Below are 23,791 nucleotides of genomic sequence, written 5' to 3'. Positions count from 1 at the left end.
TTGGATGTGTAGTAAACCGTCTAATTCAGCCGGGATGAAACCAAGTTGCCCGCTGTGAAGTCAAGCTACATCTTAATAAGAATAATCCGCACACTGAAGTAGATCCCGATAGATCTATAACAAACAGCGTAATAGCTGTACCTTACGTCTAGAAACAAAAGCTCTGCTTCATGCGCCTCACTCTATTTGCACTGATCCTATTCAATATCCCGCTTGTTCTGGCGCAGAACACCCCCATTTCGCTTGTACCGGACGTAACCGTTGAACACTATTTGGATATACAGCCGAATGTTTCGCGCATGGTATATGACGCTGTTTCTGACAGATTGCATTACCTGACCGTTGATGGTGACATCTACTTGATCGATCACGGACCAACCGGGCCCATGGACACGTTGTTGTTCACGAATGCGGACCATGGTATTACAAATGCACAGGGAATGGTGTTCCACGATAGTGCGTTGTTCATCTCAGGAAATATCTCCAATGGAAATTACTGGGAAGGTGTTGTTGCGCGTGGATCGTTACTTCCTGATGGCTTGCGTCAATGGAACGAACTGGCCCGCACTGAACCATATGCGCGCGGAGGCAAGGACCACGGATTCAATGGCCTTGCTGTTTCGCCGGATGGGAACTCATTGTTCGTGAACAGTGGCTCGCGAACGGACCACGGCGAGGTACAGGATATGGGAGGAGTGTTTCCGGACATGCGGGAAGAACCGGTCTCTGCGATCGTGCTCATTCTTCCGATCAATGGAGTGGATATTGTCATCCCCAATGACATCGGTACCCTTTCAACTTCTGGAATGCTCTATGCACAAGGGGTTCGGAACACTTATGACCTGGCCTTTAATTCCGCTGGGCATTTATTTGGTGTTGAGAACAGCGGAGATCACGATGATCCGGAAGAGATGAATTGGATGCGCCCCGGTTTTCATTATGGCTTTCCGTGGCGGGCCGGCGGCAACCCGAACCCAACGCGAGCTGCTGGCTATGACCCTACACAGGATCCTTTATTGAACCCTGGATTCCCTTCTGCCGCAACCGAATTCAACTACGACCCACTCTTCCCCGCTCCACCGAATCTAATATTCGAGGAACCGATCGTTAACCACGGTCCTGATGCGGATAAGATCCGGACGGAGACCGGTAGTATCGTGGATGCTTCGGATTCGGGGATCCCGATAAGTACGTTCACGTGTCACCGTTCTCCACTAGGGTTGATCTTCGATAACCAAAATGCACTTGGTGGCGATTATACCGGTGACGCATTCGTTGCGAGTTTCACTCCCGGCGGTGATACGACTGGTTTCAGCCCGTTCGCTCCGTGGGGAATACCCGTAGTTCCGGTTGATGAAAGTGGTGATCTCCTTCATTTGGAATTGTTCTATGATGCCGTTGAACAGGAGTATTCCGTTTCAGCTCAGCGCATCGTTAAAGGATTCTATTTACCAGTGGATGCGGAGCAAGTAGGCAACGAGATCTTCGTGATCGAGTATTGGATCAACACCCCGCGGTCCTTATGGGTGATCACGTTGCCCGGTGCGGTGTCCGTTTCAGAGAACGATCGTATGAACCTATCAATTTCGCTCTTTCCCAACCCTGCGAATGATGTTCTACAATGGAGGTTGGATCAAGGTTCTGTCAGTAGCGTTGAGATCCTCAGCATACAAGGCCAGGTGTTGAATTCTTACCGCATTAGCGGAAAAACAGGCTCTCTTGATACAAGCGGGTTGAACGATGGATCCTACTTCGTGCGGTTCCTTGTGGACGATGGTTGGGTTACGCGACCGTTCATGGTCGTGCGATGAACAGCGCTGGATCACGCTTCTGCAACCACACCGATCGCTTTCACGATCACACCCATCGCAATATCGAACTGTTCCGAGGAAGTAAGTTCACTATTGTCGATCACATGCGCATCGGGTGCTTGGATCAGTGGGTCCGCAGCACGGGTTGTATCGTCCTTGTCACGGCGAGCAATATTGCGTAAAACTTCTTCGATACGGACCTTGGTTCCGCGACCTTTCAATTCCAAATAGCGTCGTTCGGCACGTATTTCCGGCTTTGCGGTCATGAAGAATTTCACCTCGGCCCTCGGAAATACCACGGTACCAATGTCCCGGCCGTCCATCACAACTCCCCCATTCTTGCCGCTCTCTTGTTGCAACTGGACCAACTTGGCGCGCACCTCAGGAATAGGACTCACCAGCGTTACCGTGTTGCTCACATCCATTTCACGGATACGGTGTTCAACATTGCGTCCATCCAACCACGTCTCGCTGCGTTGAGTTGCATCGTCATGTTTGAAACCAATGTGGATATGCGGAAGTACCCGCAATAACGCAACGTCGTTCAATTCATCACCATTCACGAGGCCATTCTCAATACAGTACAGTGCAATTGCCCTGTACATCGCACCACTGTCGATATACGTGTAATGCAAATGATGAGCGAGCTGCTTGGCCAACGTACTCTTGCCACAACTGCTGAAACCGTCAATGGCTATGATGATCTTTTTGGCGTGACCCATTATGCGGCCGCCAAGTTAATGGCTTGCCCTCTGCTGGAAAGAAAAGAGTGATTTGCGGGACCGTTAAAGCTGCTTTATCCGAAGATCGCAATGAAACAGGACATCGCAATTGCCCATTCAAGAAGGATCAACCCTCGGCTTTCTTAATATCCGCGAACCGGAAGGCGATGGAGAATGTATTCGAGATACCGGCCAGGTGCAATTGGGAGAACCCATAACTGATATGGACCTTGCTCACTTTCAGGCCCAAGCCAAAACTGATCCCAACAGCTCCTGGCTTATCACCGATGACCAGCTCTTGGCGACGACGGTAGTTGTAGGCCAAGCGCAGCATGAAATTCTTGCTCAATAGAACCTCGGCACTTGGCACCAAATGAAGCAAGGTCTTATCCAAGGTCGTTACTTTTTCTTCGATCACATCTCCGGTAGTCGGGTCGATCTGCACACTGCGGTTCGGGTCCACATACGTCAGGTCCCAGCGCTGTAACTGCTCCATCATCAGGCCCAACCGGAACGGAGCGTGCTTGAATTTGTAGGTAATACCCAGTTGAACTTGGAACGGCAGCTTCTCGCGTTCGGCAGTGTAGGTGGAGGTCTGGTAACCGATGTTCTTCAATACCGCGGCAACCGTTAACCCGAGCTTCTTCTTGTAGAACACTCCGCCGATATCCGCAGCCCAAGCCGTGCTGTTATAAATATCCAGATTACTGTTGATGAATTTCAGATTGGCACCGATGCTGAACAAACTATCGATCGGATGGGCAGCACCGACCTGGACCACGTACTCACCTGCCTTGAACTCGCCGAGTTCATTACCGATCTCATCCGTCCGCTGGAACGTGCCGTAATTCACATACTGAACGGATCCTGAGAATGTCGTGTTCAAGCTATCGAAATGATGCGAATAGGCAGCGTAGCCAACATTTATTCCCTCAAAATAGGGCAAATAGCTGAGGGCTATCTGTCGGCCGGTATTCTTGTTCAATAGCGCTGGATTGAAGAGTCCGAGATTGAGGTCATTGTCCTGAACAGCGATGTAATTACCGCCCAGCGCTGCTGCTCGTGCAGAGCTTGGAATATCCAATATTCGAAAGACCTTATTGCCGCCGACCTGCTGCGCAGAAGTTAATGTGCTGGCAAGGATCAAGGCTAGTAGGGTAATTGTTTGGCGCATTCGCGAAGGGAACGAAGATAATGGGCTGGTATTGTTGTCGCCCGGTAAAAAGTAGGTGTGACTCTTGTAAGACAAAGGAATTGATCCATTAGAAATGCTCAAGGCAATAAAAGCGAACCGTCACCGTAGCTCAGAAAGCGATAATCCGATGCCAATGCATGGTCGTAGACCGATCGCCAATCCTTACCTAGAAATGCCGCTACCAGTAAAAGCAATGTGCTTTGCGGTTGATGAAAATTCGTAACAAGGCCTGTTGCAAAGCGGAACGTATACCCCGGGGCGATCAGGAGCTTGGTCTCACCTGAAAGTTGGTATTCTTTCTTCTCCATTAGACTCATGATCACTGCATTCAGTGCGTCTTTTGGAGTTGGCAGATCATTCTCATCGTAGGAATAGGAATCCCATTGATCGATATCGATCACGTTTGAACCGATTCGTCGTAGCAGCTTTACTCCATGCCAATAGATGCTTTCCAATGTGCGTAGCGCCGTGGTTCCTACTGGAATGACCGGTCCTTTGCCTAGCTGTTCGCTCAACTGCAGTAGCATTTTTAGCGGTATGCGCACTTGCTCCGAGTGCATGGCATGCTGGTCCATTGTTGCGCTCTTTACCGGTAAGAATGTTCCTGCTCCCACGTGTAGCGTGAGGTCCGTGGAACGTATGCCACGCTGTACTATGCGATCCAATATCTCCTTGGTAAAGTGAAGGCTCGCAGTTGGTGCGGCGACCGAGCCATCGTATTGCGCAAAGACCGTATTGTACCGCGTTTTATCAGCAGCTTCATCCGGCCGTTTCATGTAGGGGGGTAGCGGCACGTGGCCGATGCGATCAAGAACTTCCACAAAACTCAGTTCCACGGGGGTCCATGCTAGCCGAATGCTTTCTTGACCTTTACGCATGGCCCGGATCTCTAACCCATTCGCCGTTGCGATCAACTCCTCCCCTGCTTTCCAGCGCTTCGCATTGCCGATGAAGCATTCCCATTCACTTGACCCGGATTCCACAAATGCTAATTCCACAGGTTTTCCTTCCACCGGTGAAAGGCAAAGCACTTCGATCCGCGCGCCGGAAGCACGATGGAATATGAGGCGAGCATTGACCACCTTGGTATTGTTCAATACCAGCAACGCATTGGATGGGATCAGATCCGGTAACGAACGAAAGCTATGATCACGGATCACTCCCTTGTCGAAGAGCAACAATTTGCTGGCATCCCTTTCCGCCAACGGTTGCTGGGCAATACGCGCTTCCGGTAGGTCGTACGTGTAGTCCTGTATGGAAAGGGTGCGTGGATCCATAGTGCGGATCAGTTGATCAGATGTTCCAAAATCCGATGATCACTGTTTCACGACCCTTGCAACAGAAACCTGCTGATCCTGTTCGATCTGGATCACGTAAACTCCAGTACTCCATTCCGCAGTGCTTAACGAGATCACTTCGGTAGAATTGTAAGACTCTTTGTGTACCACCCTGCCCGTGATATCGACAACGATCAACCTGACATTTCCACTCCGCTGATTTAGTAGAATGTTCAGTTCGGAAGATGTCGGGTTCGGCCATACGTTAATTCGATCTACTGTATTTTCATTGACCCCAACGACCCCAAGAACGTCGATCACCGATTGGTACGCATTCACTTTTCCGTAACCCCAGCGCGTGCTTCCGCCAGTAGGTATCGTTCCGGTGTTCTGATCCACGCGCGCTGTTTGTCGCAGAATGTCACGGATATCGGCAGGTGTTAAGGTTGGATCCACTTCCAGCATCAAAGCAACAACACCTGTGGTTGCTGGAGCAGACATGCTTGTTCCGGAGAATCTGGCAAATGGATAAGTGCGGCCTTGGAAATCAATGTTCAGGATCGATGTGAAGGCATTGTCCGTGAACGAGCTGATCGACGATGCTACAGTAACTCCAGGTGCGGTTACATCCGGTTTACTGCGTTCATCCATCGTAGGACCGAAGGATGAGAAATTGGCAATGGTACCACCAACCCAATTACCGTTGCCTAACTGGTATTCGGAGCTGTATGCTGCCACGGAAACTACACTTTCCGTACACGCGGGTTCACTGATACCATATGCTTTGTCACCGATGGAATAGCCGGCCAATGGAGCTTGAAAGTCCTGACCCCAATTACCCACATCATTCGTGAGTTCGGTAACGTTCCAAAAATGTACCGTCCCGCTTGTAGCAGCAGCTTTCAGCGTGATCTTCAACGCAGCACTCGTATTCTTTACACGCAGTCTGAAATGGGGTCTTCCGTTCAAAGGATGCGCTGCTTCGGTCGTCAGGTTGTAGAATACCGTATCCACACCTTCCACTAGGAATGAATCAACATAGTCTACTTGCGTGGATGAGCCATACCACGGACTTTCTTGGAGTGTTGCTCCACCATTCGATGTAATTGTGAATCCAGTAGAGAACGAAGCACCTGCTTCACCCCACATGCTGATGCTCTGGCCCCACATTTTCGGATGTGCGCTATACGGGTAGAACTGGATCCGTGTACGCATCGTATCCGCAGCAAAATTCTTCTTTATGTGGAAATTGACATCGCCATTATTTCCCGCTGAATTCACAAAGACCACTCCTTCCTGTGAGAACTGATCGATGGCTTGACTGATCAATGAATTACCATCCAATGTTCCCATCCAATGCAGACCCCAGCTCATGTTGATCACCAAGCGCTTGTCATCCTGTTCTGCGATGGTCTTCATCCATTCAAAAGCATCAATGACGGCAGCGGCATCAACCAGGAACGTACAGAAAAGGTATTGTGCATCGAATGCAACTCCTCTGAAGTAGGTTCCGGCTCCACCTCCACCAGCGATCCCAGCTACATGTGAACCATGTGTCGCATAGCCGTAGATATTCACCGTATCGGCTTCAGCAGCGAGTAATTCGGCGGGCGTTGTAAGCTCGGTGCCATACGAAAATGCCGCTGGCGCTGGGCCGGCTTGGCGGTAATGATCCCACGCAGCTCGAACGCGACTCGTGGTCAACGCCGTGTCATAGAACATTGGATGGGTGTAATCGAAACCCCAATCCGTAATGCCTATCAACACATCTCTTCCCGTATAGGTCGAGGGAAGGTTGATGCCCATTTGCACACTATCCGCATGAATTGCCTTGATCACTTTGTCCAGTGTTGGAGCCGTCTTGCCCGCAAGTTCGCTATAAACTAGACCATTGATCTGGTGGATGGCATCCAAGTGATACGCATCGATGCGGAAGGAAATAACGGATCCTTTTTGGGTTCCTTGCATTACGACCCCGTGCTCAACCGCGCTTGCATCGAACGAACCATTCACCTTTCCTAAAAAGCCGACCATGCAGCGTCCATGGATCATTGCGGTCGGATAATAGCCTTGCGTTTCGTTGGTCAATTCTTGCGCTTTAGGATACTTCTCAGCCAAGCCTTGCAATTCTTGCAAACCCACGCGTGTGGTGGCGGGCAAGGTGTTCTGCGCTGCAAGGAATTGCGATGTGATAAGTGCAAGTACGAGAATGTATCGGGTCATGGAACTGTTGCTTGGATCGTCTAAGTAACACAATCGGGGTTTAGGATCATTCATCTCGGTAGGGCTATCGCCTCTTAAAATTCACGCAACCGTATTTCTGCGACTCTGCCGTACGGCAGAGTCGCAGGATCTGAGTTTCAATGAATACAAAGGTTTAAGAGGCGATAGCCCTGTTCATCTCGGAGCACGTACTGCCGGACCTTATCAAAATAAGAAACTCCGAGCTAGGCCCGGAGCTTCTCTATTCTTCAATTCCGCAGTGTCTTTATGCCACCTTCAGCGCGTTCTCAACTTTCTCCTTCAACAATGCGTGTTTCACGACCTCTATCATTTCTGAAACGTACGTGAATCGCATGCCCTTGGTATACCGTGCATCGATGTCCTCGATGTCCTTCCTGTTATCGCTGCTCAATATGATCTCTTTGATGCCCGCACGTTTTGCTGCAAGGATCTTTTCCTTGATACCACCAACCGGTAGCACACGACCACGCAAGGTGATCTCACCGGTCATGGCAACGAACTTGCGCACTTTTTGTTGGGTGAATGCACTCGCGATACTTGTTAGCATGGTGATACCCGCACTTGGCCCATCCTTCGGCGTTGCACCTTCGGGCACGTGTACATGAACGTTCCATCGCTTGAAGACCTCACTATCCACACCGATGATAGCACTGTGTGATTTCAGGTATTCCAATGCAATGATGGCGCTTTCCTTCATTACATCACCGAGGTTACCCGTGAGGGTAAGTTTGCCTTCTCCTTTGGTAATGCTGGTCTCTATGAACAGGATATCACCACCCGTCGGGGTCCACGCTAAACCAGTAACAACACCGGCCACATCGTTGCCTTGGTATTTATCCCGCGCATGGCTCGGACCGTAGATCTTCACCATGTCATCCACACCGATCGTGATAGAGTATTTTTCCTTCAACGCGATCTGCTTGGCCCGGTATCGCACCAATTTGGCAATGCGCTTCTCAAGGGTACGCACACCACTTTCATCGGTATATTGATCAATGATCGCTTCCAATAGACCCTCGCCAAGTTTCAAACGCGAAGGCTTGATCCCGTTCTCCGAGAATTGTTTCGGCAACAAGTGCTTAATGGCGATCTGCAATTTCTCTTCCTGCGTGTAGCCGTTCACTTCAATGATCTCCATGCGATCACGCAAGGCCGGATGGATCGTGCTCAGCGTATTTGCTGTGGCAACGAACATCACACGACTCAGGTCGAATTCGATCTCCACATAATTGTCATAGAACGCGCTATTCTGCTCGGGGTCCAATACTTCGAGCAATGCGCTCGCAGGGTCGCCGTGGAAGTCCTTCCCTACTTTATCGATCTCGTCCAACACGAACAATGGGTTGCTGGTTCCTGCTTTTTTCAAGCTCTGGATCAACCGGCCGGGCATTGCGCCGATATACGTTTTACGATGGCCGCGGATCTCGCTTTCATCATGCAACCCGCCCAAGCTCATCCGCACATATTTGCGTCCAAGCGCCTCGGCCATGCTTTTTCCCAAACTGGTCTTACCGACACCTGGAGGACCATACAGGCAAATGATAGGCGCTTTCATATCACCTTTCAGCTTCAGTACGGCAAGGTGTTCGATCAAGCGTTCTTTCACTTTCTCCAACCCGAAATGATCGCGATCAAGGATCTTCTGCGCATTCCGAAGATCGAACTTATCGTTACTGTATTCGCCCCAAGGCAATTCCAGTAGCAGCTGCACGTAGCTGTATTGCACACTGAATTCAGCACCTGCCGGATTCATACGTTGCAACTTGGTGACCTCTTTCTCAAAGACCTCCTTCACTTTCTCGGTCCACTTCTTCTTATCCGCCTTTGCCCGCATTTCCTCGATCTCCTGTTCGATCGGGTTGCCACCTAGTTCGTCCTGGATGGTCTTTATCTGTTGATGCAGGAAATACTCCCGCTGCTGGCGATCTACTTCAGTGCGGACCTTGCTCTGGATCTCATTCTTCATCTGGAGCATCTGTAGCTCCTTGGTGAGGTGGGCAAGTAACAAGTTGGCCCGTTCCCTTAGATCGGCCACTTCGAGCATTTTCTGTTTGTCCTCAACCGTAGCGTTCATATTGCTACTGATGAAGTTCACCAGGAAACTCGGGCTATCAATATTCTTGAGAGCGAATTGCGCTTCCGTAGGAATGTGTGGACTCTGCTTGATGATCTCGGTCGCCATGTCCTTGAGCGAACTGATCAACGCATCAAAGTTCTTGTCAGTCTTCTCTGGACGCAGCTCCGCAAACTCCTTGACGCTGGCCGTGAAGTAAGGGTCGGTCTTCGCCATCTTCAAGATCTCGAAACGCTTTTTGCCTTGAATGATGGCAGTTGTACTTCCATCGGGCATACGCAACATGCGAATGATCGTTGCGATCGTCCCTACACGGTTCAGGTCCTCAGCGTTCGGTTCTTCGATCTGGCCATCCTTCTGGCTCACTACGCCAAGGGTCTTAGTACCGCGGTACACGTCCTGGATCAGTCGTATACTGCGATCGCGACCTACTGTGATCGGGATCACCACTCCTGGAAAAAGCACGGTATTCCGCAAAGGAAGGATCGGAAGTTCGGCAGGGGTCTTCTCTGCATTCATCAACTCCTCATCCTCAGCCGTAATAAGCGGAATAAGCTCGGTCTCGTTCTCGAGTGCGTCGCTACCGAATAAAGGGTTATCGTTATGTATGATGTCGCTCATCGACGGATCGTCAGGTTGTCAGTTGCAAATGTATTACCAAGCCATGTCCATTACGTAATCGGTTGATAACGTGCACAGGCTGTTGCCCATTGTCAAGCACCGTGCCGTGGTGGATGGGCTGACATAACTTCAGGATAGCAGGAATAGACCGACACGTTCATTGTTGGAAAGGCAGTTCACTGCCCGCTGAGAACGGCTCCGGAAAATTATTCAAAAGAAGATCGGCTCAACCCTTCGCGATGGTGCAAATATGCCGTAAGACGTCCTCATCCAACTGCGTGAACGGGATCTTGCGCCGCTCCATGACGCGCTTCGCCGTATTCAAAGCCCGCTCAATGTCATGGTCCACGAAACCATCCGCACCGCCCCATGCGAAACTACGAATATGCTTGGGTGGGAAACCGCTACCAAAAACATTGGCACAAACGCCAACTACCGTGCCCGTATTGAACATGGTATTGATCCCACTTTTACTATGGTCGCCCATGATCAAACCGCAGAATTGCAAGCCTGTATCAACCTGTGCATTTTCTGAATAACTCCACGCTTTTACCTCGCCATAGGTATTCTTCAGATTGCTGCCATTGGTATCGGCTCCCAAATTGCACCACTCTCCCAATACACTGTTTCCCAGAAAACCATCATGCCCCTTATTGCTGAAACCTGAGATGACACAATTGTTCACTTCGCCCCCAACCCTGCACTCCGGACCTACCGCGGTAGGCCCATAGATCTTGGCACCCATTTTCAGCTGCGAATGATCGCCCAAAGCGAACGGACCACGAATGATACAGCCTTCCATGACCTCCGCATCTTTCCCGATGTAGATAGGACCACCGTTGGTATTCAGTATGCATGCTTCTACGACAGCACCTTCTTCCAAAAAGATCCTATTGGGGTCACCCACGACCGTATTCAATGCGCTTAGTCGCTGTGATCGGCGGCCTTCTGTGAGTAGTGCAATGTCCTGCTCAATTGCCTTTCCGCAATGTTGGAAAAGATGCCATGGACGATCGAACGAGATCACTTCAGCCGTGAATTGGATCTGTGCAGCGTAGCCTGGTACCGAATCCCAATCCATGGGTTGCGGTCCACCTTCGCTTTCCGAACAATAGGCCAACGGCTTTCCGTCCTTCACAAGAACTTGACCAGGTTTCAGGTCGAGGACAGCACCTACCAATTCATCGGATGGGAACAACGCTCCGTTCACTTCGAAATTGGGCGAGGCATATTGAGGCAGTGGAAAAGCCTTGGACAAATAGCCCTCCGTTCTGTAGCCTACGCTTAATCCTGTGCGCACGTACCAACCCTCCGATAACCGAAGGATACCAGGTCGCAGTTGACCAACCGGACGAGTGAAGGTGAGTGGTAATAAGTGGCTATGCAGGCCAGCGTCTGATAGGATGATGGACATCGTCGCTTTGTTCAGCGTGGAAAGTTACTTCCTATTGTCCATTGCGGATCGATGATCGTAGATCCTTGACCATTCAGTGCTGCACCAAGCTGTCCGACGCTCATCACTGAAAAATACTGGGATCACACGATATCGAAGAACCCACACACCCAATAAGCGATGCATGCCAACACCGCGCTTACGGGAATGGTCAGTATCCACGCCCACATCAATTGCAACGTTACGCCCCACCGCACTGCACTTAACCGCTTGGTGGCTCCTACACCGATGATCGCACCTGTTATGGTATGCGTTGTGCTTACAGGTATGCCCATTTGCTCGGTCATGTACAGCGTCATGGCACCAGCACTTTCAGCACAAACACCTTCCAATGGAGTAACCTTTGTGATGCGCGTTCCCATGGTCTTAATGATCTTCCAACCACCGCTCAACGTACCTAAACCTATTGCGGTGTAACAGGCAAGGGGCACCCAGTTCGGCATATCATTAAGGCTTTCTTTTTGACCACCGGCAACCAATGCCACCATAATAATTCCCATGACCTTTTGCGCATCATTCCCGCCGTGGCCAATACTGAATGCCGCAGAACTGAGCAATTGTAAGCGCTTGTACAAATTGGCGGTGCGTTGAGCGCTGGGTTGGCGGGTCATATCCCATGCATACGCGATCATGAAGATCAATGAAAAAACGACAAGTCCGATCTTTAGATCATTGTTCTTAATAACGAAGATGGCGGTTACAGCCGTGGAGATCGCTATCAATAACAAGCGCAACCAGAGTTTTTGAATGATCGTAACCAACGTGATGAAGATCGAAATGACCATACCCACCAAAGGCGCCAAGAAAATGAATACCGCAATGAGACCGATCTTTTCCAAATTGATGCTGCCGATATCGAAGCCTGCACCTGCCAATGCAGCACCGGCAAAACCGCCGATAAGTGTATGTGAGCTGCTGCTAGGGATACCGTACCACCAAGTGAGCAGATTCCAGGTAATGGCTGCCACTAACCCTGAAAGCACTACGCGTAGCGTGATGTACTCCTCATTCACCACTTTGGCGACGGTGTTGGCAACATGGTGCTCACTGAAGATGAAGAAGGCAATGAAATTAAATGCCGCCGCCCACATCACGGCTTGAAAAGGGGTAAGCACTTTGGTGCTAACGATCGTAGCGATGGAGTTCGCCGCATCATGGAATCCATTGATGTAATCGAACACCAAGGCCAACACAACAATTACAACAAGCAGTGTTGTCATGCCATCCGAATATGGTGGAACGGCAGATCGATCATACGGCGTGTGTTAAGCATATTTCAGCATGATGGACTCCACCACGTTCCCGGCATCCTCGCACTTGTCGGTTGCCAACTCCAAGGTAGTATAGAGATCGCGCATCTTGATCAGTTGGATCGGATCCTTCTCGTTCTCGAAAAGGTGTTGGATCGCTTGATCGTAAACCTCGTCGGCCTCGTTCTCCATGCTATTGATCCGGATCACGAGATCGCCATAGCCGTTGGGCTTATTCATGTGCCGCAAGGTCTGCACAATGAGCTGCACGATCTTGGCACCTTCGTTCACCAAACGCGCTAATTCGCGACATGTCTCATCGGGTTTTTCAATTGAGAACAGTCGAAGGTTCTTTGCCGATGCAAGTATGTAATCAGCAATATCATCCAAACTCGAAGCCAGTGAGTGGATATCCTCTCGATCGATAGGCGTAATGAAATTGCGTGCAAGGTCCGTGAAAATGGTATGCGTAAGATCGTCATTCGCACGCTCGGAGATCTCCAATCGTTCCAAGATCGCATTGCGCTGTGAACCCCGTTCGGTATTCATGATAGCGATAAGGTCCTCGCTCATTTTCCGCACGTTCGCAGCACTTGCCTCGAAGTGATAAAAGAATATACGATCGCGCGGTTTGAAGACGTTCAGTAAGGATCCCAAGGACATCCGGAAGCTGTTAATAACCGCCCAAATGTACCCTAACGGTCCTGTTCCAGCAGATCCGTACCCTAAAGTTAATATCGGCTTAACATGGATCGACCAACGCGATCTTCCTGATCGGCTGCTGAAGGTGCTCTCTACACCACTGTACCTTGCGCCTTCATTCCAAAACAATGCTGTACGAATTCAATGGCTTCAAACCCGTGGTGCATCCGAGTGCATTCGTTCACCCACAGGCGGTGGTTACCGGCAATGTGGTCATTGGCAAAGATGTCTACATAGGCCCAGGCGCTGCTTTGCGCGGGGACTGGGGTGAGATCGTGATAAGTAATGGGTGCAACGTTCAGGAGAATTGCACGATACACATGTTCCCTGGCGTCCGTGTAGTATTGGAAGAGTCCGCACACATTGGCCACGGTGCGATAATCCACGGAGCGCACATCGGCAGAAATTGCCTGGTTGGAATGAATGCTGTTCTGATGGACAACGTGGAACTTGGCGATGAATGCATTGTTGGCGCGCTCGCCTTTTTACCGGCAGATAGTGTCTGGGAGCCACGAAAGGTCATTGTCGGTAATCCGGCCAAGGCCATTAAGGATGTTAGCGACGAAATGATCGCGTGGAAAACGCAAGGCACTGGGCTTTATCAGAGGCTACCCGTTGAATTGCACGCTACGCTAAAGGAATGTGAGCCACTCCGAGAAATACCGAACGATGGACCTACGATCACTGCGCGTTATTCTACCTGGAACAAAACCCGCAAACCCTGATGGCTCAGAGGAAGAAACAATTGCTCGCTGTTGAACAGGAACAGTTGAACCGATTACACACGATCGTGGAGAATTCCATCCGAGAAGAAGAACTGGTGGTAAATAACCTGCTTCATCCGCCGAGCGAAACACTTAAACGAGGTCAGCGTATTTCCGATAAGATCGCACGGTTCGGAGGTAGTTGGGCATTCATTCTGATCTTTCTCGGCATTCTTACAGTTTGGATCGTTTTCAACGTTACCGTGGTATTGAGCGATCGGTTCGATCCCTACCCTTTCATTTTGATGAATCTGATCCTTTCCTGTGTTGCAGCTATGCAGGCACCGGTGATCATGATGTCCCAGAACCGAAAAGAAGAACGCGATAGGATGCGCGCTGAGAACGATTATTTGATCAATTTGAAGGCCGAGCTCCAGATCCGCAGTTTGCACCAGAAGGTTGATCTTTTATTGGAGGAACAGATAAAAACGTTGTTCGATGTACAAGCTCAACAAATGGAATTGTTGACCCGGATCGAAAAACGGTTAACTAAGTGATCTGAGGGGATCGCTCGATCAATTGGATCGTAGCGTTCAATCCGGATAGTGCTTACCAACGGGTCAGCAGTCGCCTTCCTAACATGCTGAATATGGTGTCGAAATGAGTCGTATTTCAATAGAATTCCTCCTCGAAAACCTCACGCAGTTCATCCATGGTGATCAGCGTCACATTCTCAGGTAACTCATCTATGGCCATCAGGTCCAAGGAACCCATGTAGGTCATAGTGTTGTATTCGCCAATGGCGTGATCCATTAAAATGTACATCATTCCCAGCCAACGCTCATCCTCTCGCGAAGCACCTTCGATCACCAGCCCGACGTGGATCAGCTCATTTTCAGGATCATAGGCATATGCCACATTTACTTCGGCCAACGCTACAATAAGATCGTGGTATTCGAATACGGCCAATGGGTCGTTAACCGGCTTACGGAAACGCTGCACTTGCCAACCTTCAATGACCGGGTAAAGCTCTGTGAAATGCATTACTGGCTCCAGCCCTTCGTTGCGACCATCCGCAGTGACGATCAAAATGTAACCGCCTGCATCATCCAAACTCAGTTCAGGAAATATATTCGGATGGAAACCATGCATGCGATGAGTCATTTCCTCGTAGACAGGAAGCATCTCCCGATCACCCTCTGCCAGACGCTCAATGGATCGCTGATTCTGTTTGAACCAGGTCCAAAATTCAACGACCAATTCCGGGCTTTCCCAGTTCTGTTCAGTTATGCGCGCTTTGTTCTGTACTGCCATGTAGTGGATGAATTCGTGCGTGGCTTCCTACATTCCCAGTGTTCATGGGTGGATCATGGATCCGACTCCTACGGATCCATGCATACGCATTTCGCCACCCATTGGTTTCATGATCAACACCTAAGCGTGGACCAACAGTTGACCTAGCGTGTTGCGCACGTTGGCCACCTCAGGTACTTTGTCCTTATCCTTGTATAACAGTCCACTGGACCATCGTTCTTTTGACCCGCTCCGTGGCATTCCAGTGAATTCATTCTTTGGCCGGGCTGCGGTTGATCGATGCAGCTTGGTTGGCATAAAAATGTGATCCATGCACTTTCCACTCTTTCAGGACCTGATCATCATTCTCGCATTGGCGGCGGGGATCCTGTTGCTGTTCAGACGTTTCAAACTACCGGGAATACTTGGATTCATTCTTACGGGTATGATCGCCGGTCCTCATGGCCTTGAGTGGGTTGGTGAAGTGGACAAGGTTGAGGCAATGGCCGAGGTTGGCGTTGTGCTACTGTTGTTCGTGATCGGTATGGAGTTCAGCCTTAAAAAGCTTGCCACATTGGGGCGTACCGTTTTTATTGGCGGTCTGTTGCAAGCCGGACTTACCACAGCTGCGGTTGCCGGGATCCTGGGGTTGTTCGGCATAAAAATGGAATCTGCGGTCTTCATCGGATTCCTGATCACCTTGAGCAGTACTGCTATCGTATTGCGTGTGTTACAGGAACAAGGAAAGATGGATTCCGCACACGGGCGAGTCGCCACGGCCATCCTGATCTTTCAGGACATCATTGTGGTGCCTATGATGTTGGTAACCCCAATGCTTGCGGGAAAAAGCACGAACGTAGGTATGGATCTATTACTGCTTCTTGGTAAAATGATCGTGCTTCTGGTCGCCGTATACTTCAGTGGGCGTTTCGTTGTACCACGCTTATTGAAAGCAGCTAGCCAAGGCAAAGGGAACGATCTGTTCATCATCACGATCGTTGTTATCTGTTTCGCAGCCGCATTTGCGACGCAGGCGCTTGGCCTTTCTCTCGCATTGGGAGCATTCTTCGCAGGCCTTGTGATCAGCGAGACCGATCATGCATACCACGCAACGGGCATCGTCCTACCCTTCCACCAATTGTTCATGGCGTTCTTTTTCGTGAGCATCGGCATGTTGGTGGATCTTGAACAATTCTTTGCATCTCCGCTGCTTGTGATCGGCTTGACCATGGGTGTATTGCTCTTAAAGACGTTAATGACAATAGTCGCTGTATGGGTGCTCCGTTATCCATTACGCACGGCGATCTATTCCGGTCTGGCTCTATTCCAATTGGGTGAGTTCGGTTTCATACTTGCCATTCCAGGATTGGAAATGGGTCTACTAAGCAAAGAACATTACCAGATCTTCCTGAGCGTATCGATCTTGAGCATGGGCGTTACTCCGATCGTGCTGGAGTACTCGGATCGCATTGTACGGAAGATCTTCATCAGCTTTTTACCGGGCTCCGTTGGTGAGCGACTGGACCGCATAATGCGTGTAAAGCAGCAGCAGGAAAAGTCATTGGAGAAGGTCCTGAAAGACCATGTCGTGATCATTGGTTTCGGATTGAACGGACAGAACGTTCTTAAGGCAGCCCAGGAAAACAGTATTCCCTGCGCCGTCCTGGAAGAAGACCCGGATCTTGCCGATAAGGCAAAAGCACTGGATGTTCCTGTGTTGATCGGTGATGCCTCGAACCTGCATCTCTTGGAACAAGCGCACGTGGAACGTGCACGTGTGGTCGTTATAGCGATCAGTGACCCATCAGAAACACTCAAGATAGTGGCCGGTGTTCGCTCGCTTACTGCAAAAGCACATATCATCGTTCGCACACGCCACGTTGCAGAACTGCAAGCCAACTACGACGCGGGTGCGAATGAAGTGATCCCCGAGGAATTCGAGACCAGCATCGAGATCTTCCACCACGTACTGCGGAAATATTTGATCCCCGAAACCCAAATACAGGATCTGGTCGCCGAGATGCGTTCCGACCATTACGGAATGCTTCGCGGCAAGAAAGGGAACAAGATGAAACGCAAGGAAGAAACATTGGTGATCCCCGGGATGGAGATCGCTACTTTACCTGTTACGCTCGGCAGAAGCAAGATCGTTGGCAAGACGATCGCCGAAACCGCTCTACGAGACAACTATGGTATTACCGTGCTCGCTATTCGACGCAACGGCCGTTATATCTCGAACGTTAAGAGCAGTGAACGTATCATGACGGATGACCTGCTCTACATGCTGGGGTCTCCGGAGAACATCGTAAGGATGGACCGTGATATTCGATGAAAAAAATGTGGCCGGACGGATCAGAATTTGATCTGTGCGGCCACATTGATCGTACCCTCCTACGCTCTAATTCATCTGTGGCTCCCGTGCGGATCGTTGCATGAATACACCGATCAACAAGGCTGCAAGTCCTAATATCATGATCATAGTCGGAATGCCACTTCCTCCGCCATCGTTCCCACCGTCATCATTTGGTCCATCAACCGGTGCGTAAGGCATTTCCAACCCGTTGCGTCGTTCAGGACTCATCTTTCCTTTTACCTCTTCCATGTACTTACGATCATTGCTCAGATCCCACCCGGTAAGCGCATACAATTCATCCATTTCGCGGGTGCGCTTGTAGAACAGTGTTTCCAGATAGTCCTGACCTGCGGAACAGCTCAGATCTCCCTCAGCCGGATGCGTAAGTATGTAACGTGCTTGAAAATTCTCGGTGTTCGGCGTTACTTGAAAAAAGAGATCCTGTGGAAATTTCTCCCGACCGTAGCGCACATGTAATCGCGTGAAAAAAACCTGGCCTCCACCTCCTTGTGGTAAGGCCCAATCCACGCCAGCCTCTGCAAATTCGGCGGGCATCGGAGGTGGACCAACGCACGGATCGCACTTCATTCCATCCCAGCTCGGTGTAACGTTCCAAGCATACTCCAAGGCAATGGCATTCTTACCTTCCTGCTTCCAGTTGCGATCGAAAAGATCCTTGTAGAATGGACCGAACTTCTCTTTGGTGAACAAGGGAATGTTCCGATCGCTTGGAACTTTCACAGTGCGGTAGTTCACGCATTCTACACGACCAGTGCGCGTAAAGGCATAAACGATCATATCCTGCACGCCACTGCTATTGGCCATACCCAATCGGATAGGCAACATGAATTTCTCACTTTCAAATGCGACCTGGATCGGCCGTAGAAACTCGAACCCGCTTTGCTGCATGCGTTCAAGGTCCACCTTCACCACAAAGAACTTCAACCCGCTCTTGATGTATGGATCCAGTACGTCATGGGCTGTCGTAGGGATCTTGTAGCCATTATCCAAGAGCCATTGTTCAAGGCCATTGCTTTCTTTCGCTCCAAGGATCAGAATGTCATACTCCCCAACGCTGTATTGGGCTTCAATGGTCACTCCATAATCCTTGGTCGCCTTTTCTTTGAAAAGCCTACTCATTCCTGTGGATTTGGTCGGCATGACATCCATCAACATTTCGTTCTCCGCATACTCCCATCGTTGGCAAGGATTTTCGTCCCAATATTCCACTAGCCGTGGAGCACTGTAAGCATCCAAGGCACCAAAAACACGGCGCTCCACAATGCGGATATCGTTTCGTTGTAGAATGGTCGGCACTGGGATCACCATAGCGAAATCCTTCACATTGCCTTTGAAATCGTTGCTCATGGTAATGATCGTGCGCTGACCATCGCGGACAAGGATGACCTCGCTGCGATCGTTGAAAAGCGTGGCATCGGCCTTGGCCACATAGAATCCGCAGAAAGCGGAGGCGCTGCCGGCCGCACAAATGGCAGCAATGGCAAGCAAACGGTTCGTTCTCATTGTGTAGGTGTCGTTCTGTTATGGTTTGATCGGAATTATGCTGGAGGTCATTGACGGAACGCCGGACCTCCCATGGGTTCCGGTCGATCCAGTGCTGCTGTTATCGTTCGTTCCTGGTAGCCAGCTGAAGCGCTCGCCTTTGAAGGCTAGGTCAAGGATCGGTGTAATGGAACATAACACGGCCAATGCCCATACAGGAGCGGTATGTATGTATGCAAACGTGCTGATTGCAAACGTGATGACCGCGATCAATATGCTCCAGACAATGCGCGCTTTCGTCGCATTCGGAGTGGTCATGGGGTCGGTGATCATGAAGAATGTGAACAGCAATAATGACCCATTCATCAGGCGATGCGCCCAAACATCCATGCCCCAACCGAGGTAAAGAACTGTTCTACCCAGGTCAAGCAAGGAGAACGTCAATAAGAACGCGACACTAGTGTCAATGCGCCCTACGCGAAGTAGGACCATCAACCCTGCGGCAGCGACCAGGAAAACCAACGCAGGACCTGAGCCCCATTGTCCAGGACTGACCCAAGCATCATCCGCAAGGAGAAGCGCACCAACGATCCCAATGTTGGCAGGATTGAGAACATGCTTGCCTTTAATACGCACAAGAAACTTTGATGATATGGCAATTGAAGCTGCCAGAACCAATGTGGAAATGCTCGTGGCATGGAACAACAAACAGAGACCAAGCCCGGTAATTGCTGCACTTTTCAACGCCGTCCAAGGCATACCCTTCCATTCAATAAATACTGTCTGTACGATAAGACAGGTTCCCATCAAGGTGAAATACCGGATCCATTCAGTGTCCCACTGCAACTCCAATGTGCCGTAGATCAAAAAGATGCCAAGAAAGAGGATCTGGAAATGGCGTGCATCCCGCTGCAGGAATTGCAGAGGTGAAAGCATAGCGAAAGACCGTAGTTGAGCTAACATGCAACCTCCCGTACACTGCACCGAACAAATGGTTCATTGTAAGCCACTTTCCGATGAACCGATCCGAATACCGCTTATTGAGCAGAACTGAGGCCATTCAAGGCCATTTCACCATGGTCACCTATATTTACCACGGTTATCCTGCAATTCCACCTCCCGGATACATGAAGAAGAAGATCATCATCGTAGAGGACGAGGCCATTATTTCCCTTGGCTATCGCATGCAACTCCAGCGATTGGGTTTTGATGTTCTTGGTACCGCACGGAGTTTTGAACAGGCTATGGATCTTTTGGCCAAGGATAGACCGGACATCATCCTCATGGACATTTACTTACGCGGGACGAAGACCGGTTTGGAACTAGCGCAGGAGATCCATGCCGTAGATCCAATCCCTATCCTATTCCTTTCCGCGAGCACCAGCCCGGAGATCATTGAAGCGATCCATAAGTTGAAGGGGTGTGATTACCTTACAAAACCTATCAATACGGATTCGTTGGAGGAGATGCTCGAAATGCTGGCACAGAAGGATATTGGATAATACTCACGCTTCCACGATCCGTTTGACCTCTCTGGCCACACGCTGACCGCGATTGTTGACGGCAACGGAGAATTCCACTTGATCACCTATCTGCAGATCCGTGAACTCAGCGTTGACCAGATCATCGTGGATGAAGAACAGATTATTCTCCGGGAACCGGATGAACCCATATCCGCTATGTAAGCTCATTACATCACTCGTTCGGCGATCCTCAGGATCAAAGGTCATGGGTTCTTGAGACTCCTCATCGAACTCACGCGCTATGGTCTCTCGCAATACGAACATCTCCCGAACTACAGGATCATCGCTTTGTAGTCCTTCTTCGATCAGGTCGTGCATGGGCAAAGGCCAACTCACTTCATTCCAGAGGTCTGTGCTGGTCTTCGTGGTCTGTTGCTCTCCTGTTTCCTGATCCGTGTATTCATAATCCCAGCCCATTAGCATGGTCTTACAACCTAAGGCATGCAATTTGCGAACCAAGGGAACATGATCTCCATCGCACGCTACAAGTACGACAACATCATAGCGCTTCAACATGCACAGCTCGTACGTCTCAAGGGCCATGAGCACATCAACACCCTTTTCCCTTTTACGCCCTTGCTGGTCCTTTACCGGCAAATAATGACTCTGCACATTGTTGTACATCAGAACGTCATCGAAGACCCGATCGTAGTACAATTGGTTGGGTTTGTCATTGGCATCGCGCGCACTGAACCTTCCTCGAAAAAAATGAGCATCAATAATATGGCACAGATTCGGTTTGGTTCCTTCACGCTCAGCCACCATGTGTTTCACAAAGTCATGCAACCCTCCGATATGTAAACGCCGATGATGAGGATGAACATAGTTATAGTAGTTGCTGACATGTGTATAATAGCTTCCGTCATAGAAAACACCCACCTTTAAAGAATGGCTGCCCTGAATGGTCTTTTCCATTTAATGTTATGTTATTTTACTACAAAGGTAACCTCCCACTTGGGCTTATCCCCTTTAACTTACGCCACGTGAGCCGTATGCTTTCCATATTCCTATTCGTATTGTCCACCTATACTGGTGTCACACAGCCCATATCAACGGATGTTCCTGTAGCATTGACCGTCACCAGATCGGTCAGCGTTCCACTGAATACACTTCAGTTGTTCGACAAGGCGATGGAGTCGTACAAATGGACCTTCGGAAAAGAGCCGGGTGCCCAATTGATCCGCAGCGATCGTGAATCCGGCATCATCGAGGCCATAGCCCGTGTAAACTTCAGGTCCGATCAGCTTAGTATGAGAGAAGAAAGTATGGGGGTCATCGGATATAAGATCCTGATCAATACGCATGCCGGTGAATGCACGGTCCTTGTTACGGAATTCATCCATAAGGGAAATCATGGCACCAATCGCGCCGCGATCGATCTGGGCCTGCTTACCATAAGTACGGCCCCCATCGACCCTCCTATACGGATGGCTCATTCCAACTTAGTGAAGCTATACAGCAATGCCAAGGAGTCCGCAAATGATCGTGTGCTCAAGGTAATGCAGGATTTCTGCTCTCGGATCAGGGTCGGTAATGAATAGCCATCCGTTGATCCGTTACTAAGTCGCGAACCGTTAGAACAACCCGCTAGGGCATCAAGTCATCTCATCATCGCGTTTCTGGTGTGGAGATCAGAGTGATCGCTGCGTAACCAACCTTCGCTTATTTCCGTTGAAAGGTGTCGGTAACATGTTCAAACCTTCATCCCTTTCCTGGCGCAAATGGCCCTTCGTGGCTGCTTTGTTATCCATTGCATTCATCGTTTATGGGATTTCATTGATGTCCCGTTCACGCGAACTTCAGTCCCGTATCGCACATGAAGTGCGGCTGTTGGATGAGCTGACCGAGCTGAACGACGCGATCCATCAATTAGGATTGGTCCATCGTGTGGATGTGGAGTCGCGGCAGTACAAGTGGGCCAATGAGTTGAAAGTTCTGAATGATAACGTAGTTCTGACGCAAAAACTTTACTCGGATGCCCCCGGAATGGATCGATTGATCAGCTCTTTGACCCCCGTTCTCACTTTGGCGGACTCTCTTCATCGCGATGCCATGCAGCCAGGCATGGATGTGACCCAAGCAAGAGCGACGGAAGCCGTATTCCAGATCATGGTACAGCGTGCACAAAAAGTGGTGGACCGTACTGCACGTAGTGTCCATGAACAGGGTATCAGTCGGCATACAGGCACTTTAAGCGCCCGTTGGAACGAAGCACAATTTCTTTTGATAACGGCTTGTTTGTTCGCAGTTGTTTTCGCCTGGTTGGTGGGCATCAGCAACCGATTATTGATAGAGGCCCGTTCCCGTTCGGAACAACTTGCCACCGCAAAACAAAATCTGGAAAGCACGAACAAGGAATTGCTCGAGACCATGTTGAGCAAAGAGGAGAAGGAGGTAATGATAAAGGAGATCCATCACCGCGTGAAGAACAACCTGCAGATCGTAAAGAGCCTGATCCGGTTCCAAATGGACCAGGTAGAAGATGAACGAACGAACGAAATGTTCAACGAATGCGTGAACCGCGTTAGCGCTATGGCGCTGGTACACGAACAGACTTACTTAAGCAAGGACTTAGCGAATATCGATGTAAGCAGCTACCTGGATCAATTGATCCGCGATATCTGTGCCGCCTATACGATCGATATGAAACTTGATCTGGACATTAAGATCGAAGTCCCAACTTTGAGTGTCGATACGCTGATCCCACTAGGGCTGATGATCAACGAGATCATTTCGAACTCGCTCAAATATGCATTCAAGGATAGAAAGGAGGGTGTGATCATGGTGCATATCTATGGTGATCAGCTAACAGGAATTTCCTTGCGCATCGGAGACAACGGCATAGGTCTGCCTGATCGCAGCCGCTGGTCCCGTCCAGAAACCTTGGGCATGGAACTGATCCATACGTTGGCCGAGCAATTGGATGCTACGGTGGAACTTGCTAGCGGTCCAGGCACAGTGTATGAAATAGTCTCTACGCCGATCGTCAAGTTGAAACGTGCTTGATCGTACCGAACAGCCGGAACCGCACCCAACTCCACACGCTCTACATTTGCGCTCGACCTG

Annotated in this window: 20 protein-coding genes; 7 read left to right on the top strand and 13 right to left on the bottom strand. The window is 50.0% G+C overall.

From position 1 onward, the window contains the following. Nucleotides 1–170 precede the first annotated feature (170 nt). Nucleotides 171–1,811 (top strand): T9SS type A sorting domain-containing protein, encoded by a 1,641-nt coding sequence (locus IPF95_12390; GenBank protein MBK6475487.1) that lies wholly within the window; start codon nt 171–173, stop codon nt 1,809–1,811. A gap of 11 nt (nt 1,812–1,822) precedes the next feature. On the opposite strand, the gene IPF95_12385 is transcribed toward IPF95_12390, so the two are convergent. The 8 genes from IPF95_12385 to IPF95_12350 form a co-directional block, all read right to left on the bottom strand. Next, a complete protein-coding gene (locus IPF95_12385) occupies nt 1,823–2,533 on the bottom strand; it encodes a (d)CMP kinase (protein ID MBK6475486.1) in 711 nt (236 codons plus the stop codon). A gap of 127 nt (nt 2,534–2,660) precedes the next feature. Then, entirely contained in the window at nt 2,661–3,707 is a 1,047-nt protein-coding gene (gene porQ / locus IPF95_12380; GenBank protein ID MBK6475485.1) for a type IX secretion system protein PorQ, read from the bottom strand. Between the two features lie 98 nt (nt 3,708–3,805). Continuing rightward, complete coding sequence (locus IPF95_12375) at nt 3,806–5,005, bottom strand: S-adenosylmethionine:tRNA ribosyltransferase-isomerase (protein MBK6475484.1); 1,200 nt, start codon at nt 5,003–5,005, stop codon at nt 3,806–3,808. Between the two features lie 39 nt (nt 5,006–5,044). Continuing rightward, a complete protein-coding gene (locus tag IPF95_12370) occupies nt 5,045–7,228 on the bottom strand; it encodes a S8 family peptidase (GenBank protein MBK6475483.1) in 2,184 nt (727 codons plus the stop codon). A 265-nt stretch (nt 7,229–7,493) separates the two neighbouring features. Further along, nucleotides 7,494–9,944: an endopeptidase La gene (gene lon / locus IPF95_12365; protein MBK6475482.1), complete on the bottom strand. Its 2,451-nt coding sequence runs from the start codon at nt 9,942–9,944 to the stop codon at nt 7,494–7,496. Nucleotides 9,945–10,170: 226 nt separating this feature from the next. Next, nucleotides 10,171–11,358 carry a GlmU family protein gene (locus tag IPF95_12360; GenBank protein ID MBK6475481.1) on the bottom strand — a complete coding sequence of 396 codons (1,188 nt, stop codon included), beginning with the start codon at nt 11,356–11,358 and terminating at the stop codon, nt 10,171–10,173. Nucleotides 11,359–11,480: 122 nt separating this feature from the next. Further along, a complete protein-coding gene (locus IPF95_12355; protein ID MBK6475480.1) occupies nt 11,481–12,617 on the bottom strand; it encodes an inorganic phosphate transporter in 1,137 nt (378 codons plus the stop codon). A 45-nt stretch (nt 12,618–12,662) separates the two neighbouring features. Further along, the gene (locus tag IPF95_12350) at nt 12,663–13,310 is read right to left on the bottom strand and encodes a DUF47 domain-containing protein (protein MBK6475479.1); all 648 of its coding nucleotides are present in this window, start codon (nt 13,308–13,310) and stop codon (nt 12,663–12,665) included. 167 nt (nt 13,311–13,477) lie between these two features. On the opposite strand from IPF95_12350, the gene IPF95_12345 reads away from it, so the two are divergent. Then, nucleotides 13,478–14,074: a transferase hexapeptide repeat family protein gene (locus IPF95_12345; GenBank protein MBK6475478.1), complete on the top strand. Its 597-nt coding sequence runs from the start codon at nt 13,478–13,480 to the stop codon at nt 14,072–14,074. Then, a complete protein-coding gene (locus tag IPF95_12340; protein MBK6475477.1) occupies nt 14,074–14,610 on the top strand; it encodes a DUF1003 domain-containing protein in 537 nt (178 codons plus the stop codon). The genes IPF95_12345 and IPF95_12340 overlap by 1 nt, the downstream gene beginning before the upstream one ends. 115 nt (nt 14,611–14,725) lie before the next feature. Here IPF95_12340 and IPF95_12335 read toward each other — a convergent pair whose 3' ends face one another. Next, nucleotides 14,726–15,367, bottom strand: coding sequence for a hypothetical protein (locus tag IPF95_12335; GenBank protein ID MBK6475476.1), 642 nt, complete (start codon nt 15,365–15,367; stop codon nt 14,726–14,728). A gap of 120 nt (nt 15,368–15,487) precedes the next feature. After that, nucleotides 15,488–15,664, bottom strand: coding sequence for a hypothetical protein (locus IPF95_12330; GenBank protein MBK6475475.1), 177 nt, complete (start codon nt 15,662–15,664; stop codon nt 15,488–15,490). Nucleotides 15,665–15,677: 13 nt separating this feature from the next. Between IPF95_12330 and IPF95_12325 the strand changes: the two genes are divergently transcribed. After that, entirely contained in the window at nt 15,678–17,678 is a 2,001-nt protein-coding gene (locus tag IPF95_12325; GenBank protein MBK6475474.1) for a cation:proton antiporter, read from the top strand. A gap of 66 nt (nt 17,679–17,744) precedes the next feature. Here IPF95_12325 and IPF95_12320 read toward each other — a convergent pair whose 3' ends face one another. Next, on the bottom strand, nt 17,745–19,223 hold the full coding sequence (locus IPF95_12320; GenBank protein ID MBK6475473.1) for a DUF2330 domain-containing protein: 1,479 nt from the start codon (nt 19,221–19,223) through the stop codon (nt 17,745–17,747). A gap of 18 nt (nt 19,224–19,241) precedes the next feature. Beyond that, nucleotides 19,242–20,138, bottom strand: coding sequence for an RnfABCDGE type electron transport complex subunit D (locus IPF95_12315; protein MBK6475472.1), 897 nt, complete (start codon nt 20,136–20,138; stop codon nt 19,242–19,244). An 80-nt stretch (nt 20,139–20,218) separates the two neighbouring features. Between IPF95_12315 and IPF95_12310 the strand changes: the two genes are divergently transcribed. Beyond that, nucleotides 20,219–20,704, top strand: a complete 486-nt coding sequence (locus IPF95_12310) for a response regulator (protein ID MBK6475471.1) — start codon at nt 20,219–20,221, stop codon at nt 20,702–20,704. Between the two features lie 3 nt (nt 20,705–20,707). Here the strand turns inward: IPF95_12310 and IPF95_12305 are convergent, their stop codons facing one another. Continuing rightward, nucleotides 20,708–21,640, bottom strand: coding sequence for an NYN domain-containing protein (locus IPF95_12305; GenBank protein MBK6475470.1), 933 nt, complete (start codon nt 21,638–21,640; stop codon nt 20,708–20,710). A 68-nt stretch (nt 21,641–21,708) separates the two neighbouring features. Here IPF95_12305 and IPF95_12300 point away from each other — a divergent pair, with 68 nt between their 5' ends. Further along, nucleotides 21,709–22,266, top strand: a complete 558-nt coding sequence (locus IPF95_12300; GenBank protein ID MBK6475469.1) for a hypothetical protein — start codon at nt 21,709–21,711, stop codon at nt 22,264–22,266. Between the two features lie 238 nt (nt 22,267–22,504). After that, a complete protein-coding gene (locus IPF95_12295; protein ID MBK6475468.1) occupies nt 22,505–23,731 on the top strand; it encodes a sensor histidine kinase in 1,227 nt (408 codons plus the stop codon). Nucleotides 23,732–23,791: the final 60 nt, after the last annotated feature.

It is taken from the genome of Flavobacteriales bacterium, assembly GCA_016704485.1.
Lineage (GTDB): Bacteria > Bacteroidota > Bacteroidia > Flavobacteriales_F > PHOS-HE28 > PHOS-HE28.
Note: the sequence above shows the minus strand (reverse complement) of the source record. Positions and strands in the feature narration are given on the sequence as shown.

Bases quoted from the DNA above. Each gene is read 5' to 3' on its own strand.
- IPF95_12345 (MBK6475478.1), top strand. From the start codon at position 13,478: ATGCTGTACGAATTCAATGGCTTCAAACCCGTGGTGCATCCGAGTGCA.
- IPF95_12340 (MBK6475477.1), top strand. From the start codon at position 14,074: ATGGCTCAGAGGAAGAAACAATTGCTCGCTGTTGAACAGGAACAGTTG.
- IPF95_12360 (MBK6475481.1), bottom strand. From the start codon at position 11,358: ATGTCCATCATCCTATCAGACGCTGGCCTGCATAGCCACTTATTACCA.
- porQ (MBK6475485.1), bottom strand. From the start codon at position 3,707: ATGCGCCAAACAATTACCCTACTAGCCTTGATCCTTGCCAGCACATTA.
- IPF95_12295 (MBK6475468.1), top strand. From the start codon at position 22,505: ATGTCCCGTTCACGCGAACTTCAGTCCCGTATCGCACATGAAGTGCGG.
- IPF95_12375 (MBK6475484.1), bottom strand. From the start codon at position 5,005: ATGGATCCACGCACCCTTTCCATACAGGACTACACGTACGACCTACCG.
- IPF95_12350 (MBK6475479.1), bottom strand. From the start codon at position 13,310: ATGTCCTTGGGATCCTTACTGAACGTCTTCAAACCGCGCGATCGTATA.
- IPF95_12335 (MBK6475476.1), bottom strand. From the start codon at position 15,367: ATGGCAGTACAGAACAAAGCGCGCATAACTGAACAGAACTGGGAAAGC.
- IPF95_12330 (MBK6475475.1), bottom strand. From the start codon at position 15,664: ATGCCAACCAAGCTGCATCGATCAACCGCAGCCCGGCCAAAGAATGAA.
- IPF95_12315 (MBK6475472.1), bottom strand. From the start codon at position 20,138: ATGCTTTCACCTCTGCAATTCCTGCAGCGGGATGCACGCCATTTCCAG.
- lon (MBK6475482.1), bottom strand. From the start codon at position 9,944: ATGAGCGACATCATACATAACGATAACCCTTTATTCGGTAGCGACGCA.
- IPF95_12355 (MBK6475480.1), bottom strand. From the start codon at position 12,617: ATGACAACACTGCTTGTTGTAATTGTTGTGTTGGCCTTGGTGTTCGAT.
- IPF95_12320 (MBK6475473.1), bottom strand. From the start codon at position 19,223: ATGAGAACGAACCGTTTGCTTGCCATTGCTGCCATTTGTGCGGCCGGC.
- IPF95_12310 (MBK6475471.1), top strand. From the start codon at position 20,219: ATGAACCGATCCGAATACCGCTTATTGAGCAGAACTGAGGCCATTCAA.
- IPF95_12385 (MBK6475486.1), bottom strand. From the start codon at position 2,533: ATGGGTCACGCCAAAAAGATCATCATAGCCATTGACGGTTTCAGCAGT.
- IPF95_12390 (MBK6475487.1), top strand. From the start codon at position 171: ATGCGCCTCACTCTATTTGCACTGATCCTATTCAATATCCCGCTTGTT.
- IPF95_12325 (MBK6475474.1), top strand. From the start codon at position 15,678: ATGCACTTTCCACTCTTTCAGGACCTGATCATCATTCTCGCATTGGCG.
- IPF95_12305 (MBK6475470.1), bottom strand. From the start codon at position 21,640: ATGGAAAAGACCATTCAGGGCAGCCATTCTTTAAAGGTGGGTGTTTTC.
- IPF95_12370 (MBK6475483.1), bottom strand. From the start codon at position 7,228: ATGACCCGATACATTCTCGTACTTGCACTTATCACATCGCAATTCCTT.